Annotated in this window: 17 protein-coding genes; 4 read left to right on the forward strand and 13 right to left on the reverse strand. The window is 63.7% G+C overall.

Features of this window, described 5'->3' with window-relative positions; all coding sequences use genetic code 11:
• Positions 1 to 18: 18 nt before the first annotated feature.
• Together E1H16_RS00420 and E1H16_RS00425 are read right to left on the reverse strand one after the other, a co-directional pair.
• Positions 19 to 1,224: a TerC family protein gene (locus E1H16_RS00420; RefSeq protein WP_134321729.1), complete on the reverse strand. Its 1,206-nt coding sequence runs from the start codon at positions 1,222 to 1,224 to the stop codon at positions 19 to 21.
• Positions 1,225 to 1,339: 115 nt separating this feature from the next.
• The gene (locus tag E1H16_RS00425) at positions 1,340 to 2,311 is read right to left on the reverse strand and encodes a GlxA family transcriptional regulator (RefSeq protein WP_134321730.1); all 972 of its coding nucleotides are present in this window, start codon (positions 2,309 to 2,311) and stop codon (positions 1,340 to 1,342) included.
• Between the two features lie 62 nt (positions 2,312 to 2,373).
• On the opposite strand from E1H16_RS00425, the gene E1H16_RS00430 reads away from it, so the two are divergent.
• Positions 2,374 to 3,681 carry an MFS transporter gene (locus tag E1H16_RS00430; protein WP_134321731.1) on the forward strand — a complete coding sequence of 436 codons (1,308 nt, stop codon included), beginning with the start codon at positions 2,374 to 2,376 and terminating at the stop codon, positions 3,679 to 3,681.
• On the opposite strand, the gene prfB is transcribed toward E1H16_RS00430, so the two are convergent.
• Entirely contained in the window at positions 3,678 to 4,790 is a 1,113-nt protein-coding gene (prfB, locus tag E1H16_RS00435) for a peptide chain release factor 2 (RefSeq protein ID WP_134321732.1), read from the reverse strand. The two genes, E1H16_RS00430 and prfB, sit on opposite strands and share 4 nt — an antisense overlap.
• Before the next feature lie 75 nt (positions 4,791 to 4,865).
• Complete coding sequence (locus E1H16_RS00440; protein ID WP_134321733.1) at positions 4,866 to 5,084, reverse strand: CsbD family protein; 219 nt, start codon at positions 5,082 to 5,084, stop codon at positions 4,866 to 4,868.
• Between the two features lie 270 nt (positions 5,085 to 5,354).
• Here E1H16_RS00440 and E1H16_RS00445 point away from each other — a divergent pair, with 270 nt between their 5' ends.
• Positions 5,355 to 6,440, forward strand: coding sequence for an NAD-dependent epimerase/dehydratase family protein (locus tag E1H16_RS00445; RefSeq protein WP_134321734.1), 1,086 nt, complete (start codon positions 5,355 to 5,357; stop codon positions 6,438 to 6,440).
• Positions 6,441 to 6,731: 291 nt separating this feature from the next.
• Here E1H16_RS00445 and E1H16_RS00450 read toward each other — a convergent pair whose 3' ends face one another.
• From E1H16_RS00450 to E1H16_RS00490, 8 genes are all read right to left on the reverse strand, one after another.
• The gene (locus tag E1H16_RS00450; protein WP_134321735.1) at positions 6,732 to 7,238 is read right to left on the reverse strand and encodes a pilus assembly protein TadG-related protein; all 507 of its coding nucleotides are present in this window, start codon (positions 7,236 to 7,238) and stop codon (positions 6,732 to 6,734) included.
• A complete protein-coding gene (locus E1H16_RS00455) occupies positions 7,235 to 7,702 on the reverse strand; it encodes a TadE/TadG family type IV pilus assembly protein (RefSeq protein WP_134321736.1) in 468 nt (155 codons plus the stop codon). Before E1H16_RS00455 ends, E1H16_RS00450 begins: the two co-directional genes overlap by 4 nt.
• Positions 7,699 to 8,061: a TadE/TadG family type IV pilus assembly protein gene (locus E1H16_RS00460; protein ID WP_166741564.1), complete on the reverse strand. Its 363-nt coding sequence runs from the start codon at positions 8,059 to 8,061 to the stop codon at positions 7,699 to 7,701. Before E1H16_RS00460 ends, E1H16_RS00455 begins: the two co-directional genes overlap by 4 nt.
• A 266-nt stretch (positions 8,062 to 8,327) precedes the next feature.
• Positions 8,328 to 9,263, reverse strand: a complete 936-nt coding sequence (locus E1H16_RS00470; protein ID WP_134321739.1) for a type II secretion system F family protein — start codon at positions 9,261 to 9,263, stop codon at positions 8,328 to 8,330.
• Complete coding sequence (locus E1H16_RS00475; RefSeq protein WP_243837531.1) at positions 9,260 to 10,111, reverse strand: type II secretion system F family protein; 852 nt, start codon at positions 10,109 to 10,111, stop codon at positions 9,260 to 9,262. Before E1H16_RS00475 ends, E1H16_RS00470 begins: the two co-directional genes overlap by 4 nt.
• Positions 10,111 to 11,349: a TadA family conjugal transfer-associated ATPase gene (locus E1H16_RS00480; RefSeq protein WP_134321740.1), complete on the reverse strand. Its 1,239-nt coding sequence runs from the start codon at positions 11,347 to 11,349 to the stop codon at positions 10,111 to 10,113. Before E1H16_RS00480 ends, E1H16_RS00475 begins: the two co-directional genes overlap by 1 nt.
• Positions 11,350 to 11,557: 208 nt before the next feature.
• The gene (locus E1H16_RS00485; RefSeq protein WP_134321741.1) at positions 11,558 to 12,307 is read right to left on the reverse strand and encodes an alpha/beta fold hydrolase; all 750 of its coding nucleotides are present in this window, start codon (positions 12,305 to 12,307) and stop codon (positions 11,558 to 11,560) included.
• Positions 12,308 to 12,310: 3 nt separating this feature from the next.
• Complete coding sequence (locus E1H16_RS00490) at positions 12,311 to 13,183, reverse strand: LLM class F420-dependent oxidoreductase (RefSeq protein ID WP_134321742.1); 873 nt, start codon at positions 13,181 to 13,183, stop codon at positions 12,311 to 12,313.
• 132 nt (positions 13,184 to 13,315) lie between these two features.
• Between E1H16_RS00490 and E1H16_RS00495 the strand changes: the two genes are divergently transcribed.
• Both E1H16_RS00495 and E1H16_RS00500 read left to right on the forward strand, forming a co-directional pair.
• Complete coding sequence (locus E1H16_RS00495; protein WP_166741565.1) at positions 13,316 to 14,935, forward strand: acetate--CoA ligase; 1,620 nt, start codon at positions 13,316 to 13,318, stop codon at positions 14,933 to 14,935.
• A 28-nt stretch (positions 14,936 to 14,963) separates the two neighbouring features.
• On the forward strand, positions 14,964 to 16,007 hold the full coding sequence (locus E1H16_RS00500; protein WP_134321744.1) for an amidohydrolase family protein: 1,044 nt from the start codon (positions 14,964 to 14,966) through the stop codon (positions 16,005 to 16,007).
• A gap of 56 nt (positions 16,008 to 16,063) precedes the next feature.
• On the opposite strand, the gene E1H16_RS00505 is transcribed toward E1H16_RS00500, so the two are convergent.
• Complete coding sequence (locus E1H16_RS00505) at positions 16,064 to 16,465, reverse strand: TFIIB-type zinc ribbon-containing protein (protein ID WP_208378778.1); 402 nt, start codon at positions 16,463 to 16,465, stop codon at positions 16,064 to 16,066.
• Positions 16,466 to 16,504: the final 39 nt, after the last annotated feature.

A 16,504-nucleotide genomic window follows, 5' to 3' on the forward strand; every position in this document is an offset into this window, starting at 1 on the left:
TACGCGGCCCGCCGTCCGTCACTCTGCGGGCGGCCCAGTGGGCGGTCGCGGTTGGTCGTGCTCGGCGTGCGCACGACCGACCAAACTGGCTAACTCCTCGTCGTCGCGAGCCCGCACCCGCAATTCTTTGCGCAGCGAGCGCAGATACGCCTCGTGCGAGAGCATCCGCTGGTAGTGCCGCTCACGCAGCTCAGGGTCGGTCTCGTAATCGGCATCGAGGTACTGGACGGCCATCCTCCGCAGGTTGTGGGTCGCCGTCTGCGCCTTGCCCTTAGGACTCAGCAAGGACGCCGCAATGGTGATCACCAGGATGCCGATGATGACTGTGAGCGACAGTTCGATGCCGACCTCAATGACCGGCACCTTTTCGCCATCGTTGATGAACGGCAAGTTGTTCTCGTGCAACGCGTGCAGGATGAGTTTGACTCCGATGAACGCCAAGATCGCCGCGAGTCCGTACGCCAGGTAGATCAGCCGGTCGAGTAGCCCGTCGATCAGGAAGTACAGTTGCCGCAGACCAAGCAGCGAGAACGCGGTCGCCGTGAAGACCAGGAACACGTTGGTCGTCAGCCCGTAGATTGCCGGGATCGAATCGAACGCGAACAGGATGTCGGTGCCGCCGATCGCCACCATCACCAGCAGCATTGGCGTCATCACCTTGACGCCGTTCTCGATCGTGAACAGCCGGTCGCCGTCGTACTTCTCGGAGGTGCGGAAGAGTTTGCGCGCGACCCGGATGATGAAGTTGTCGATCTCGTCGTCTTCGCCCTCGTTCTTCTTGAGCATGTTCCCCGCCGTGAGCAGCAGGATCAGGCCGAACGCGTAGAAGATCCAGGCGAACTGGTTGATCAGCGCCGCACCGAGCAGGATGAACCCGGTGCGAGCGATCAGTGCGAACACGATGCCGAACAGCAGTACCTTCTGTTGGTCGGCACGTGGCACCCGGAACGACGAGATGATGACCAAGAACACGAATAGGTTGTCGACCGACAGGGCCTTTTCCGTGAGGTAACCGGCGAAGTATTCCGCCCCCATCTGGTTTCCGCCGAAGATCAGGACGGCGACGCCGAAGAGTACGGCGATGCCGACGTAAATCGACGACCAGATCGCTGCTTCACGCAGGGTCGGGGTGTGGGCGACCCGCACGTGAAAGACGAAATCGAACACCAACAACAGAACAATGAACGCGATTGTCAGTGCCCATACCCAGCCGGGTACGTCCATGCCCCAGACCCTTCCATAACTGGCCGCGACAGATGCTGCACCCGTGCAGTGGTGGCGACCGGTCACCGGGCCGGGCGGGGTGACGTGCGATCTCTAACTTACCTGGATTCTGCGGTCAACCGGCGGCGTTCGTACCGCGAAATGTGCGTCGGTAAGTGGCCGGACCAACCCCCGTCGTACGGCGAAAGTGCTGACGTAACGAGGCGCCGGTTCCGAGTCCGGAACGCTCGGCAACGACCTCGATCGGAAGGTCGGTCGCCTCGAGCAGGCGTTGCGCGGCGCGCACTCGCTGTTGGTTCAGCCATAACGCAGGCGTTTGCCCGGTCTCCTCCTGGAACCGGCGAGCGAACGTGCGGGGGCTCATGTGCGCCTGTTGGGCGAGCCGCGCGACGGGGAGTTTCTCGACCAGATGCTGCAACGCCCACTCCCGTACCGCGGCTGTGCTGTCGCTGGCATCCTGTGGGACCGCGCGGTCGATGAACTGCGCCTGCCCACCTTCGCGCCAAGGCGGTACGACGAGGAACCGCGCGACGGCGTTGGCCACGTCGGCGCCGCAGTCTTGGCGCACCACGTGCAGGCACAGGTCGGTTCCTGCGGACAAGCCTGCCGAGGTCAGCACAGAACCGTCGTCGGTGAACAACACATTCGGCTGTAGGTCGACCCGCGGGTAGAGCCGCCGGAACCGGTCGGCGTACGCCCAATGGGTCGTCGCGCGGCGGCCATCGAGGAGCCCGGCCGCAGCAAGTACGAACGCGCCGGTACAGATCGAGATCATTCGGGCGTGCGTCGGCGCCTTACCCAGCCCGGCGCGCAGGTCGTCAGGCAGGTTGCCCTCTCGCAGCGGGCCTGGCATCCGGGTGCCGGGAACGATAATCGAGTCGGCGGTCGCGAGCGCTTCGATGCCGGCATCGGGAACAATGCTGTAGCCGTGGTAGCTACGGACGGGGTCAGCCGTGAGCGCAGCGATCTGGACGTCGTACCGCTTCCGATCGAGCACATTGTTGGCGACGCCAAACACCTGCGAGGGAATCACCAGGTCGAAGCCGATGACCGGCGGGAGCGCGAGGACGACGATGCGATGCGTCATGGCAGTATTCTTTCACACCTTGTCATTTCTGCCACTACCTTGATGCCCAGCAGTGCGGCAGGATGCCTAGCGTGACCGATACCCAACTCGCTCCTGAGGTGCGCAAACGCCCGTCGTGGCTGCCGCACCGCGCGTGGCTCATCGCCGCGATCACGTTTATCACGCTGATCGGCGCAGCCGGCTTCCGCTCGGTCCCTGGCGTGCTGATGGAGCCGTTGAACGCCGAGTTCGGCTGGTCGCACGGCACGATCGGACTTGCCGTCTCGATCAATCTGCTGCTGTTCGGATTGATCTCACCGTTCGCGGCGGCGCTGATGGATCGCATCGGCATCCAGCGCGTGGTCTCCGCCGCCCTGCTGTTGGTCGCGCTCGGCAGCGGACTGACGATCATGATGGATCAAGTCTGGCAGCTGATGCTGCTGTGGGGCGTGCTTGTCGGAGTGGGCACAGGATCAATGTCGATGGCCTTCGTCGCCACGGTCGCCTCGCGGTGGTTCATCGCCCGACGCGGGCTGGTCACCGGCGTGCTGACCGCCGCCGGCGCGGCCGGTCAACTGGTGTTCCTGCCGTTGATCGCTTACCTATCGGAAAACTACGGCTGGCGGGTGCCGTCGATCGGCGTGGCGGTACTCGCGCTCGCGGTCATTCCGCTGGTGCTGCTGTGGCTACACGACCATCCGCACGCATTGGGTATGGAGGCCTACGGGGCGAGCGATACGCAGCCCACGCCGCCGCGTGCGGCGATCGCCAAGGGATCCGCCGGGCGCGCCGTGGAGGTATTGCGCGCAGCCGCACGCCGTCCGGTGTTCTGGCTGTTGGCCGGCGGATTCGCGATCTGCGGCGCCTCCACCAACGGTCTGATCGGCACGCACTTCGTGCCGGCCGCACACGACCACGGGATGCCGGCGACAACTGCGGCAGGCCTGCTGGCGATCGTCGGCATCTTCGACATTGCGGGCACGATCGCTTCCGGCTGGCTCACCGACCGCGTGGACCCGCGCGTACTGCTGGCGACGTACTACGCGCTGCGCGGCGGGTCATTGCTGGTGTTGCCTGCTCTGCTGGGTCCGGACGCCGCTCCCCCAATGTGGGCATTCATCATCTTCTACGGTCTCGACTGGGTCGCGACCGTGCCGCCGACCGTCGTGCTGTGCCAGCGATACTTCGGGATGAGCGGTCCGATCGTGTTCGGCTGGGTGTTCGCCTCGCACCAAATCGGTGCCGCGCTCGCTGCGCTCGGTGCGGGGGTAATCCGAGACGCCTCCGGCGCCTACACCTTGGCGTTCCTGATCAGCGGCGGGTTGTGCTTCTTCGCCGCAGCCTTATCGTGGGCGATCCGGCGGCCACCCGCCGTACCGCACGAGATCTAACTGGCGGTTTCGCGTTCCTTGCGCCACTTGATACCCGCCTGCAGGAATCCGTCGATATCGCCGTCGAAAACCGCCTGTGGGTTGCCGACCTCGAAATCGGTGCGCAGGTCTTTGACCATCTGGTAGGGGTGGATCACGTAGGACCGCATCTGGTTGCCCCAGGAGTTGCCGCCGTCGCCTTTGAGCGCGTCGATCTTCGCCTGCTCCTCTTGCCGCTGCTTCTCCAGCAACTTCGCTTGCAGCACCACCATCGCGGTGGCGCGGTTCTGGATCTGTGAGCGTTCGTTCTGACAGGAGACGACGATCCCGGTCGGTAGGTGGGTGATCCGCACCGCTGAGTCCGTCGTGTTGACGCCCTGCCCGCCGGGTCCCGAGGAGCGATACACGTCGATCCGCAACTCGTCTTCGGGAATGTCGATCTCGTCGGACTGTTCCACCACCGGGACTACTTCGACACCGGCGAACGAAGTCTGCCGGCGTCCTTGGTTGTCGAACGGCGAGATCCGCACGAGCCGGTGTGTGCCCTGCTCGACCGATAGGGTGCCGTAGGCGAAAGGCGCGTGTACGACGAAAGTGGTCGACTTAATGCCGGCTTCTTCCGCGTACGACGTTTCATAGACCTCGCTCTTGTAGCCCTTGTTCTCGGTCCAGCGCAGATACATCCGCATCAGCATCTCGGCCCAGTCAGCGGCGTCCACTCCACCGGCTTCAGCACGAATCGTGATCAGCGCATCGCGTTCGTCGTACTCACCGGACAACAGCGTGCGAATTTCCAGATCCTCGATCTGGGCGCTCACCGCGGCGAGTTCGCTGGCAGCCTCCGAGCGGGTGTCCGCGTCATCTTCGGCGTCAGCGAGCTCAAGCAGCACGCCCACATCGTCGAGGCGTTGCCGGATCTCCTCGGCGCCGCGGACCTCGCTCTGCAACCGGGACAGTTTGCTGGTTACAGCCTGGGCCGCGTCCGGGTCGTCCCAAAGGTCTGGTGCGGAGGCCTCGCGCTCAAGTTCGGTGATCCGGGCACGCTTCGCGTCGAGGTCAAGCACCGCTTCGATGTTGCCCAGGGTGCTGTCTAGGTTGGTGAGCTCGGCGGAGATATCAGCAGACACAATCTCTTAGCCTACTGCCGCGCGAGAAGAATCGTCGGCACGACGTAGCTGAGACCTCCGCCGGGCGCCACCGTGCGACTAGTTCTTTCCGTCGCCGGTCAGCCGGTCCTTGACGTCGCTCACCGCGTCCGCCGCCTTGTCCTTGAGGTTTTCGACGCCCTCGCGCAGGTCACCCTTACTCTGCTGTGCCGCGCCCTCAGCCTGGGTCGACTGGTCACCTGTCGCGTCGCCGACCTTCTCCTTGGCGCCACCGAGGATCTGATCCTTCTTTGCCTTGAACTTGTCACCGATCGACATCTTGCTGCCTTTCGTCAGTTCTTCAGAAATCGGCCCATACGGCCGACGTCGCTCACGTTACTCACCAACTAGCGTTCGCGCACAGACGATGGACGCGGTACCCGGTGGACGGCGACGCAGATCTGCTGCATATTGACGGTCAAGTCCGGTGCGGTTAGTGAATCGGAGCCCGATGTTCGTGGCTGCGCGAATCGGCGCGCCTCATGATCGCGGTTGCGTCGGCGCCTCGTGATCGCCGATGTTGATCGCAGACATCCCTAGGAGTGCTCAGTGCGTAGGAAAATTGCTGTCGTGGGAGCCAGTGGGCTCATCGGTACCGCCGCGATCGAACGACTGTTGACCGCCGGACATCAGATTCTCGCCATATCGCGCCGATCCCCCGAAATCGATGCTGATGGTGACATCACGCACGTGCCGCTGGACCTGATGGACGCTGACGCGTGCCGCGACATCCTCTCCGCGCACACAGACATCGACACCGTGGTGTACGCCGCTGTGTACGAGGAGCCAGGCCTGATCGCCGGATGGCGATCAACGGCGCAGATGCAGACCAACTTGGCGATGCTGCGCAATGTGATGCAACCCCTTCTGGCTGGCGGTTCGCTCGAACAGGTGGTCCTCATGCAAGGGACCAAGGCGTACGGCGCACACATCCACCCCATTCGCGTTCCGGCGCGCGAACGCTTTCCACGCGACGAGCACGAGAACTTCTACTGGCTACAGGAAGACTGGATCCGTGAAGCCGCAGACAAGCACGACTTCACCTGGACGATCTTCCGCCCCACGGTGGTCCTTGGTCCGAACACCGGCGTGGTGATGAATTTGATTCCGGTGATCGGGTTGTACGGCGTGATCTGCCGCGAGACTGGGCGTCCCTTCGGATATCCGGGACATGTCTCGCGCGTGCAAGATGCAGTCGATACCCGGGTGATCGCCGGTGCAATTGAATGGAGCCTCGGCAACGAACGCGCCGCCGGGGAGCATTTCAATCTGACGAACGGCGAGGTGTTCAGCTGGCCGGACCTATGGCCGTCTGTCGCCGACACGCTCGGCGTCCCATTCGCCGAGCAGCATCCGACGAGCATCTCGGAGTTCTTACCCACCCAGGAACCGGTGTGGGCGGACATCGTGCGCAAGTATGAGTTACGGCCTACTCGAATCGCGGATTTGGTGGGCGAGTCGCATTATTACGCGGATGCCCTACTCGGCTACGGCGCCAAGAAACCCGCCGCACCGTCGTTCCTTTCGAGCGTGAAGATCATGCAGGCGGGTTTCACCGAGGTTTACGACACCGAACAGAGCGTGTGCCATTGGCTACGCGTGCTGCAAGATCGGCACATTCTGCCACCACCCTGAACGCGCGTACACCGTGCGCCGGGTCTCCCTTCCGTACACCGCGCCGTGTCCCCTGCGTCAACCGCGCGCCGGGTCTCCCTCCGTCCGCTGTGCGGGCCCTTGCACACCGTGCACCGCTCACGTGCACCGGCGCACCGGTGCGGCCGAGCGGCCGGAGGTCCGTGCGTCGTGGCCCGGCTGCGCGGCGACTCACTCAACACGCAGCCCCAGCGGCGCCTTGTCCACGCATACGCGATAAGCAGGCTCTCAGACTGCGTTTCCAGCAGACTGACCGTCGCAGCGCTGCCGGACCTAACCGGCCAGCGGAGCTCGGGCCGAAGCCGTCACCGACTGGGCGATGCCTTCGGGGGCGAATACCACTTCAAACGGCACATGCGCGGTTTTCTCACAGGTGACGGTCACCTGATCGCCATTCACCTGCACGTCAAGCGATACGGCGGCTGCTTCGCCCTGCCAAGTCGTCGCGGCGTACGCCATCACCGCTGCCTGCGCGGCGTCGGGATCAAACGGCAAGTTCGCGCCCAGATGGGTCCCGCCGCGATCGAACCCGTTCGCGGCAGCCGTCGCCGCGCCGTCGCAGGCGGACTGCAGTGAGCGCAACTGCAAGAACGCCGAGGAGGCGACGACGCCTCCGGTGAGCATGAGTCCCGCAAGAATGAAGAAGCCCAGCATCAGCGGGATTGTCGACCCGCGCTCGCCAGCGGATTCACCACGGTCGCCGGGGAGGTCACCGCGTTCGCGAGGGCGCGACAGCGGCCGTGTCCCTCGAACGACCTGGCACCACCGCCTGCCAATCATCGGAACGAATCCATCGCCACGACGTACTTACCCGTCGCGGTATTGCTGGAGAGTAACTCGGGAAGCAACGGCAGTCGGATGGGGATTTCAACGCACACCGCGAATACCTCGCCACTCGTTAACGCCGCGGCGTACGCCTCATCACTGGAGGCGCAGTCGGTGTCCGCGGGCGCGGTCCATACTTGAATTCCGGCAGCGTCGATGTTCTGCGCGTCTGCGGCCAGTGCGGCGGCGTACTCGGCCCGCTCCAGCGCGATACTCGGATCCGATGCCGTCGCGATTGCACGGCCGGCCTGTCGCGCCGCGTCCGTGGACGCCAGCACGGTGGACTGCACCGCGCTGAACGCGAGCACGCCATATGTCAGCGGAATGAACACGATCACGGCCAACAGAACGAACTCGACAACGCCCGATCCGCGATCGTCGGTCCGAATTCGGCGGCAGAATCGCCCGAGTCGCCTCATTGGGATTCCTCGATAGCGCTGGCCTCGCTACTAATTGGCAGCACTGGGCCGAGCACACTTGCCAGCGACGGCACCGATCCATCACAGCGGACCACGACCAATAACAGTCCGCCCTCGCCAACCTCTTCACTGGCGACACAGGTGATCCCGGCCGCGGCGGAGTCCGATAACGCGTCGTTGAGCAAGTCGTGTGCTCTCACGCTCCCCTGCTCCGTCGGCACATTCGCGTTAGCCGCATACCGTGCAGCGGCGAGCGTGGTACTGGCGATGATGCTGCGTTGGTAGAGGTAGATACCCACCTGGAGTACGACGAAGAAAATCGCAGCGAGCAGCACCGAGATCATGCTGAACTCGACCACCGCCGAACCGCGATCGCCGTGAGGATCAGCAATGCGGCGGCTAGGTGCCCGTAACGCTATCGATCGCATTCTGCACGGCCTCAACAATCGCCTCGCGGAACGGAATCAGGATCGCGATCACTAATGCCGCCGTCATCACAACCACCATCACCCAACCGGGCACATCACCCCGCTCCCGGTCACCATCCAGCGGCCGACTCAACCGCTCGAGGGTTCTAAGGACTAATTCATGAGGTCCACGCATGGCTCGTCTCTTCTCGGTTCGGTCATTGGGACAACTGCACAATTGAGAACAACCCCGGAAACATCGCCAAAATTACTGTTGTCGGCAATAGCAAAAAGACAACCGGAATCATCATCGACAACTCGTTGCGGGCACCGCGCTCCAGCAGGTGCCGTTTGCTCTGTTCCCGGACGTCGGCGGCCTGAGCGCGTAGTACTTCGGCGAGCGGTGTGCCGCGCTCCAAGGCGATGACGATGCCGTCGATGAATCTCGACAGCGGTTCGAGGTTGCTGGCGCGCGCCACCTTCTCCAACGCGTCCGTGATGGGCATGCCTGCGCGGGTATCGGCCAGGGCGCTTTCCAACGAACGACCGAGCTCACCACCTACCAAGTGAGCCACCCGAGCAAGGGCGCCTTGCGGGCTCTCACCGGCGGTGACGACTAAGGCAAGAAGTTCAGCAACCACGGGAAACTCCGCGATGATTCGCTCGTCCCGCTTTCGCACCTGCACCGTAAGCCACCAGTCTCGGCCAAGAACGCCGCCGACCGCACCGGCCGCCGCCAGCAGCAACGCGGAGGCGATCTGTACCTGCCCGCTGAGCAGCGTGATGAGTACGCCCAGCGCGGCGCCGCCGGCCAACCCGAGTGCACCCCAAATCACTTGCTCGAAACGGATGTCCTCTATCGAACGACCGTCATCGAGTGCGTCCAACCGGCGCCGCACGGACCCCGAACCGCCCACCCATTTATCCAGCAGCTCCACTGCGCTCCGGGTGCGCGGGCTGATGCGTTGCCGCAGAGATCCGCGCTGCCGCTGGGGTACGGCCAATAACCGCGAGGGCTGCGTTTGCCCTCGAACGAACGGCGCGATCCGGTCAGCCAGCGAGGGACGCCGCATTGGCGGCGACCCGAATATGATCAGTAACAGCCCGACTGCGGCGACGAATCCCAGAGCCGCACCGACGATGGTCAGACTCATCGCAGCACCCGCGTCTCGTCGGGCAGTTTGCCCAGGCGCAGCATCAACCGATATGCGACCACGCAAACAGCTGCGGCGCCAACGAGGAGGGCGAACCCGAGGGGCGTGTCGTACGCCGCCAACGTCGTCGATTGCGTACCCAACAGTAGAAGCACCAGCCAGGGTGCGGCGACCGCTAGCCGAGCACCATTGATCGCAGCCTGTTTCCGACTGTCGATTTCCGCTCGGATACGGGACTCTTCCCGGACGAAACGGCCCAGTGTCGTCAGCACGACACCTAGTTCGTTGCCGCCCACCTCACGAGTGACGCGCATGGTTTCGCATACGCGATCACCGATCGGGTCGGCCAGCCGATCCTTCAGCGCGTCCAGACAATCGGCGAACCGCCCGGAGGTGCGGTAGTCAGCGTCAAAACGCGCGAACGGTTCCCGTAACGCCTCCGGGCCGCGGATGGACAATGCGCCGAGCGCCTCGGGGATCGACATCCCTGCACGGACGGCGCTGATCAGGTGATCGATCGCTTCGGGCCAGACCTCTCGCAGATCTCGCTGGCGCTTGGTGTGCAGCCGACGTACCCACCAGATCGGCGCCCACCCGCCGAAGACTGCGAACAGCACAGCGATAGCCACTGAACTCGTCGTCAATAGCACCAGGACGCCAATCGCCGCAGCAATCGCGATCTGGATCAAACCGAGTTGCGCAGAGCTGATCGCCCGCAGTCCAGACTCCACGAGCAGGCGCTGGCGACGCCCGACTTTCTTGGTACGCGTCCGAGGTGGTGCTCCGCTCAACGCTGCGTAAATGAGCAGCATCCCGATCCCCGCAACGAGACCGATCAGCGCGCCCACTACCCCATCACCGACTCATCAAGCAGCCGAGGCAGGTCGATACCCGCACGCGCGTACCGATCCTCATGCGGCGGGAATCCCTGCGCCCGCAGGAGTTGTCCACCGGCGCTGCTGAAGATGTCAGTCATTTCTACTGTTGCACCCTCGACTCTGCCCGATAGCGCAACAATCTCCGAGATCCGGCGTCGGCCGGCCGACTCGAGCCTGGTGTGCACGATGAGATCGACGGCGCTGGCGACTGACGGCACCACGAACTGCGAGGTTATGTTCTCGCCGGCGAGAAGCGGAAGGGTGCAGAGTTTCTGCACGGCTTCACGGGCAGAATTGGCGTGGATGGAGCACGCGCCGGGCAGCCCAGAATTCAACGCGATCAACATATCCAGCGCTTCGGCCTGCCGCACCTCGCCGACGATGATCCGCGACGGGCGCATTCGCAACGATTCTTTGATCAGCCGTCGGAGCGAGATCGCACCCTGCCCTTCCAGGTTCTCCTGACGGGTCTGCAGCGGAACGATGTCAGGCTGTTTGATCCGCAGTTCGAAGACTTCCTCGACCGTTACGATCCGTTCCTTCGGCGGAATCGCCGACGCCAAAGCGTTCAGGATCGTCGTCTTTCCGGCTTGCGTTCCGCCGCTGACAATCACGTTCAGGCCAGCGATCATGGACGCTTCCAAGAACGCCGCAGCGTGCGGCGTCACCGCACCCAACCGCACCAGATCGGCCAACCTGTCGGCCTTGACCACGAACTTGCGAACATTGATCGCCATGTGCCGTCGCGTGATGTCCGGGATTACCACATGCAGACGCGACCCATCGGGCATCAACGCATCCACGAACGGCGTACTCAAGTCCAGGCGGCGTCCGGAGGTGCGCAGCATCCGTTCGACCAAATCAGCCAACTCGGGCTCGGTAAGCACGACCGTGGTCAACTCGCTCACGCCGTTTCGCGCGACGAATATGCGATCGGGCTGGTTGATCCACAATTCCTCGACCTCGGGATCGTCGAGGTACGGCTGCAGGGGCCCGAATCCAGCGACCGTGTTGAGTACCGATGAGGCGATCGCATTGGCATCCCCCAGCGGCGGTAACGAGGACGTGAGTGTCCGGTCGCCGTAGTCGCTGATGACCTCGTCAACGAGTCGGCGTACCGCGTGTGGATCGCGCAGCGGGTCGACGCCGCGACGCCTGATCAACTCTCTGACCTCGACATCGACGAGTTCCTGCGCCGACTGCACCATGCCTGTTCCCTCGTGTTGCCTAAGAATTTCTCGAAACTATAGACAATGCTTCATTGGGCTTTTACAGATATACACAGCGAGCGGGGCGCTACCTGTGGATAAGTCGGAGCTATCGTTCGTCACCGATGGCCGTCGCAGCGGCGAGCGCAACGTTCACCGTGATCGATTCCTAAGGCGCCTCGCTAGCAGCCGCACTCGGCGCATCAGGCTACTGCAGGGTGCGAATCACGATCGCGTTGAAGTCGTCCACAGCCTGCATGTTCACGGCATGACCGGCGTCCACGTCGTGGACGGCAATATGTGGCGCGCGCTGCCGAATCTCTCGCGCCGCCGGTTGAAACGAGCGCTCGAAACGCCCGTTGATCAGCGTGACCGGGACCGTCAACTCATCGAGCCGCTCGCGCATCGACAGCTGCCACACAGTGCGCATCAAGCCGCTGACCGCTTCCGCCGCCGTACCGTCGGCGGCCTGGATCAACGAATCGTGTAACTCCCTCGGCAGTCGACTCGCGTTCTTCGGGTGGAACGGCAGTCGTCCGATCGCTCCGGGCTGCAGGATGTTCGCCGCGTTTCGGGCGCACTCGGCCGCGTCGGGGATCGCCATCGATGCCCGCGAGTTGGTGAACACCACCGCATTGGTGTGTTGCGCGCGGCGGACGGCATACTGCAGCGCTAGCGCCCCACCGTACGAATAGCCGATCAGCGACCACCGCGGTACGCCGACCGCACGCCGAACCTCATCGAGCGCATCGACCATCGCGTCGACGTCAAACGCCTCCTCGCGCGAGGGTACCGGCGAATCCCCATGGCCCCACACCTCAACCATGACCAACTGAAAATGTTTGCTGAGAACCTCGACGTTCGGCGCCCATTGCGCACTGCTGGAGAGCATCCCGTGCAGCAATGCAACTGTCGGCCGGTCGGGATCTCCGAGGACTTGATAACTCAGCGCATCCACGGGTCAGTCCTGGAACTTCTCGGCGAGTACGGCGTACTGATCCAATATCGGCAAGATGACCTCCGCCGTCGCACCGCCGATGTCGGTGAACCTTTCCTCCGGCGGCAAGCCAAGAGCGACCCGCTCGACGCCGAGTTCGCGGTAGTGCTCCAGTCGCCCCTCGTCGGGTTTGACACCGAACAGGTTCACGCTGAGTTCGTTCGGATCGCGACCGATTTCCTCTGCAGCGGCACGCATCGCGCGAATGTCATCGACGAGCCCTTTACCGCCGATCGGTAGCCAGCCATCGGCGTACTCGGCCATGTGCTTGAAGAATCCAGGACCGGCACCGCCACCAAGCAGGATCGGCGGATGCGGCTTCCGAGCCGGTTTCGGATACTGCCAACTCGGCTCGAACGACACGTACGTTCCGTTGAAGGACGCCTGCTCGTTCTCCCACAACTCGATCATCGCCATGACCTTCTCGCGGAACACCGAGCGCCGGCGGCGCGGATCGACACCGTGGTGTGACATTTCGTCTTCGTTCCAGCCGAACCCGGCCCCGAGAACGAAACGCCCCTGCGAGAGGTGATCGAGTGTGGCGATTGCCTTGGCCAGCGCGATGGGGTCGTGTTGGTTCACCAGCAGCACTCCGGTGCCCAACTCGATCCTGGAGGTGACCGCAGCCGCCATCGACAGGGCAACGATCGGGTCCAGAAAGCGGTAGTACTCGTCCTTGAGCGGCTCGCCTCCGGGGTACGGCGTACGGCGACTGACGGGAATATGCGTGTGCTCGGGAAGAAACAGCGAACTGAGGCCGCGCTCTTCGACGGCGACGGCCAAATCTGCCGGCGGCATCGTCCAGTCGGTCGCGAGGGCCATCACACCAAGTCGCATGGCAAGGCTCCAAACTGTGGGCTCGATTCGTTGACGCACGACGCTGGCGGCTCGCCCGTCATTTGTTGTTATCCAGCAATCTACTCATTCGCATGTGGTAGAACTCGGCTACACCGGTCATCAGGAGGAACCTTGCCGCCGTTCACCCACGTTCGCGATCAGGTCGTCACCGATGCGAGTTCATGGCAGGACGCGGTGAGCAGGCACGCTTGGAAGGTTCCCGAGCACTACAACATCACCGCGGACATCGTCGATTCGTGGGCACTGAGCGAGGAGCATTCCGATCGTGCGGCACTCGCGGTGCTCGACGAGAACGATCACCTCGATGAGGTCAGTTTCGGCCGACTGCGTGAGCTCACCGCCCGGCTCGGCACCGCGCTGGGTGAGCTCGGCGTGCGTCGCGCAGACGTGGTCTCGATCGTGTTGACACAGTCGATCGAGGCCGCAGTATCGCAACTCGCCGCCTACCGAATCGGCGCCATCGCCTGCCCCATCTCACACCTCTACGCCGGGGATGCGCTCATCTGGCGACTGCAACATTCGCAGACCCGAGTCGTGATCGCCAACAACGAGGCCGCCGCGGCCATTGCCGCGCGCCGCCAGGAGTTACCAGATCTGCGACACATCGTGCGCGTCGATGAACTCTGGTCGCTCATCGACCGCGCGGACGCCGATTGCTCCCCGGCGAACACTCGCGCCGAAGATCCCGCGCTGCTGATCTACACCTCAGGCACAACGGGAAACCCAAAGGGCGCCTTACATGCACATCGAGTCGCGCTCGGGCACGCGAACGTCAGCTACCTGCTCGAGGGGATCAACGAGACCGATCGCTACTACTCCCCGAACGATTGGTCCTGGATCGCCGGCGTAGGCAATGGATTGCTGGCGCCGCTCGGTTTCGGCGCGACGGTGTTGAGTATGGGTTCTCGCCCGTTCGATCCACATGCGACGGCGGATTTCATCGATACCTACCGGCCTTCGGTCGGCTACTTGCCGGTGTCCGGGATGCGACAAATGCGGCACGTCGGCACCCGCCTCACCCACCGGTACCGCGCGATCCTCACCGGCGGCGAGACGCTCAGCGACGACCTTCGTGATTGGTGCCTGGCCAACGTGACCGACACGATCAACAACGGATTCGGCCAGACCGAAGGGAACGACACGCTGGGGGTCGTCAGCGGCTGGGAGAACCCGCCGCCGGAGACGGTCGGGCGGGTGCTACCGGGACACGAGGCGATAGTCTCGGACGCCGAGGACGCCGAACTCCCCGACGGGACCGAAGGACAACTGCTACTACGCGAGCACGGCCGGCCAGTATTTCTGCTGGAGTACTTCAAGAATCCCGAAGCCACCGCCGAGCTCAAGAAGGCCGGCTGGATCCACACCGGCGACACGGTGAGCCGCGATGAGCGCGGATACTTCCATTTCGCCGGCCGCGGGGACGACGTCATCAAGAGCAGCGGATACCGGATTGGCCCATCGGAAATCGAGACCGTCGTCGACGCCCACCCGGACGTGCTCGAATGCGTGGTCATCGGCCTACCCGATCCCGATCGCGGGCAGGTCGTGACGGCCGTCGTCCGACTCGCTCCCGGGGCTGACGAAGCCCTCGTCCGCGAGCAGCTCATCGCCTCGACCCGCGCGAAAATCGGAAAGCACGCATACGTACGGCGCGTCGAGGTGATCGACGAGTTCCCGAAAACTGTGACCGGAAAGCCTCAACGAGCCGTCGTACGCCAGCACTTCAGTTAGCCCACTCGGGCAGAAATGGAGACACCGCATGACCGAAATCGGCCTCGAACCCGATCTGCCGATCATCGATCCCCACCATCACTTGTGGGACACGACCGCACTGTCGCCTCGTCCGCAGACCACCCACCCGTTCGGAAGTATTCGCCGGACGACGCCGCGGTATCTCTTCGACGAGTTGCTTGCCGATAGCCGCGACACCGGACACAACGTGGTCGGCACCGTCTTCCTGCAATGTGGGTCGTTCTACCGAGCCGATGGCCCGGAGGAACTCAAGCCGGTCGGCGAAGTGGAGTTCGTGAACGGCGTCGCGGCCCAGTCCGCCAGCGGGCTGTACGGCCCATTCCGGGCGTGTGCGGCGATCGTGAGCCAGGCGGACCTGACCCTTGGTTCAGCGGTCGGCGCCGTTCTCGACGCGCAGATCGCCGCCGGTAACGGGCGCTATCGGGGCATCCGCCACATTGGCGCGTTCGACGCGGACCCGGACGTGCTCGGTCCGCTGGCACGCGCGCCGCAGGGGCTGTACGCCGACGGTACGTTCCGCGAGGGTTTCGTCGAACTCGGCAAGCGCGGGCTGACATTTGATGCGTGGGTGCTCGAGCCTCAGCTCGGCGAACTGATCGATTTGGCCCGCGCGTTTCCCGAGCAACCGATCGTGCTCGACCACGTCGGCACACCGCTCGGTATCAGCGCCTACGAGGGTGAGCTCGATGCACGGTTCGATACCTGGGCCGCGGCTATCCGCGAACTCGCCTCGTGCCCGAATGTGACGGTGAAGCTCGGCGGGCTGGCCATGCCGTTCTGCGCACTCGATGGGGTCGGTCCGGACACCCGTGTCGGGTCCGAGGTGTTGGCAGAACTGTTCCGGCCGTACGTCGAGACCTGCATCGAGGCCTTCGGCGCACCGCGGGCGATGTTCGAGAGCAACTTCCCGGTAGATCGTTGGGGCGCTGACTACGGGACGCTGTGGAACGCGTTCAAACTGATCGCGAAGGACGCGAGCGCGGACGAGAAACGTGACCTCTTCGCCGGAGCCGCCGCGCGGTTCTACTCGATCGAGCACATTCTCAACTGACACCGGCCGGCACGGACGCGCCCGCGTCCCTGCGCACATCGACGCTTCGGCGCGCCTCAGTCGAAGATGTCCATCAGTTCGCCGAAGAAGCTTTCCTTCTTGCCTCGCTTACCGTACTTGCCGCGGTCGTATCGCGGATCGTAATCGCGATCCCGATCGCGACCGTCATATCGACGATCGTCGTACCGGCGATCGTCATACCGCCGATCATCGCGCCGTGGATCCTCGTAGTAGCGATCATCGCGCCGGTCGTCGTCGCGACGATCGCTACGAGGCTGGCGCGGCGGCAGCGGCTGAGCGTCCTGCGGGTTGTAGTAGTTGGCCTCTGCCTGGGCTAACCGCTCGAGTTCGCCACGATCGAGGAAGATGCCACCACATTCGACGCACTGGTCAATCACGACGTCGTTGCGCTCGTATTGATGCATCGCATTGGTGCATTTGGGACAAAGAAGATTCACAACAACGACGTTACCCGGATTTCAGGATGGGACGCCGTT

The organism is Cumulibacter soli (assembly GCF_004382795.1).
In the GTDB taxonomy this organism is placed as follows: domain Bacteria; phylum Actinomycetota; class Actinomycetes; order Mycobacteriales; family Antricoccaceae; genus Cumulibacter; species Cumulibacter soli.

Coding starts and splice junctions, on each gene's coding strand:
- E1H16_RS00420 (WP_134321729.1), bottom strand. CDS start 1,224: ATGGACGTACCCGGCTGGGTATGGGCACTGACAATCGCGTTCATTGTT.
- E1H16_RS00425 (WP_134321730.1), bottom strand. CDS start 2,311: ATGACGCATCGCATCGTCGTCCTCGCGCTCCCGCCGGTCATCGGCTTC.
- E1H16_RS00430 (WP_134321731.1), top strand. CDS start 2,374: ATGCCTAGCGTGACCGATACCCAACTCGCTCCTGAGGTGCGCAAACGC.
- E1H16_RS00440 (WP_134321733.1), bottom strand. CDS start 5,084: ATGTCGATCGGTGACAAGTTCAAGGCAAAGAAGGATCAGATCCTCGGT.
- E1H16_RS00450 (WP_134321735.1), bottom strand. CDS start 7,238: ATGATTGGCAGGCGGTGGTGCCAGGTCGTTCGAGGGACACGGCCGCTG.
- E1H16_RS00455 (WP_134321736.1), bottom strand. CDS start 7,702: ATGAGGCGACTCGGGCGATTCTGCCGCCGAATTCGGACCGACGATCGC.
- E1H16_RS00470 (WP_134321739.1), bottom strand. CDS start 9,263: ATGAGTCTGACCATCGTCGGTGCGGCTCTGGGATTCGTCGCCGCAGTC.
- E1H16_RS00480 (WP_134321740.1), bottom strand. CDS start 11,349: ATGGTGCAGTCGGCGCAGGAACTCGTCGATGTCGAGGTCAGAGAGTTG.
- E1H16_RS00490 (WP_134321742.1), bottom strand. CDS start 13,183: ATGCGACTTGGTGTGATGGCCCTCGCGACCGACTGGACGATGCCGCCG.
- E1H16_RS00500 (WP_134321744.1), top strand. CDS start 14,964: ATGACCGAAATCGGCCTCGAACCCGATCTGCCGATCATCGATCCCCAC.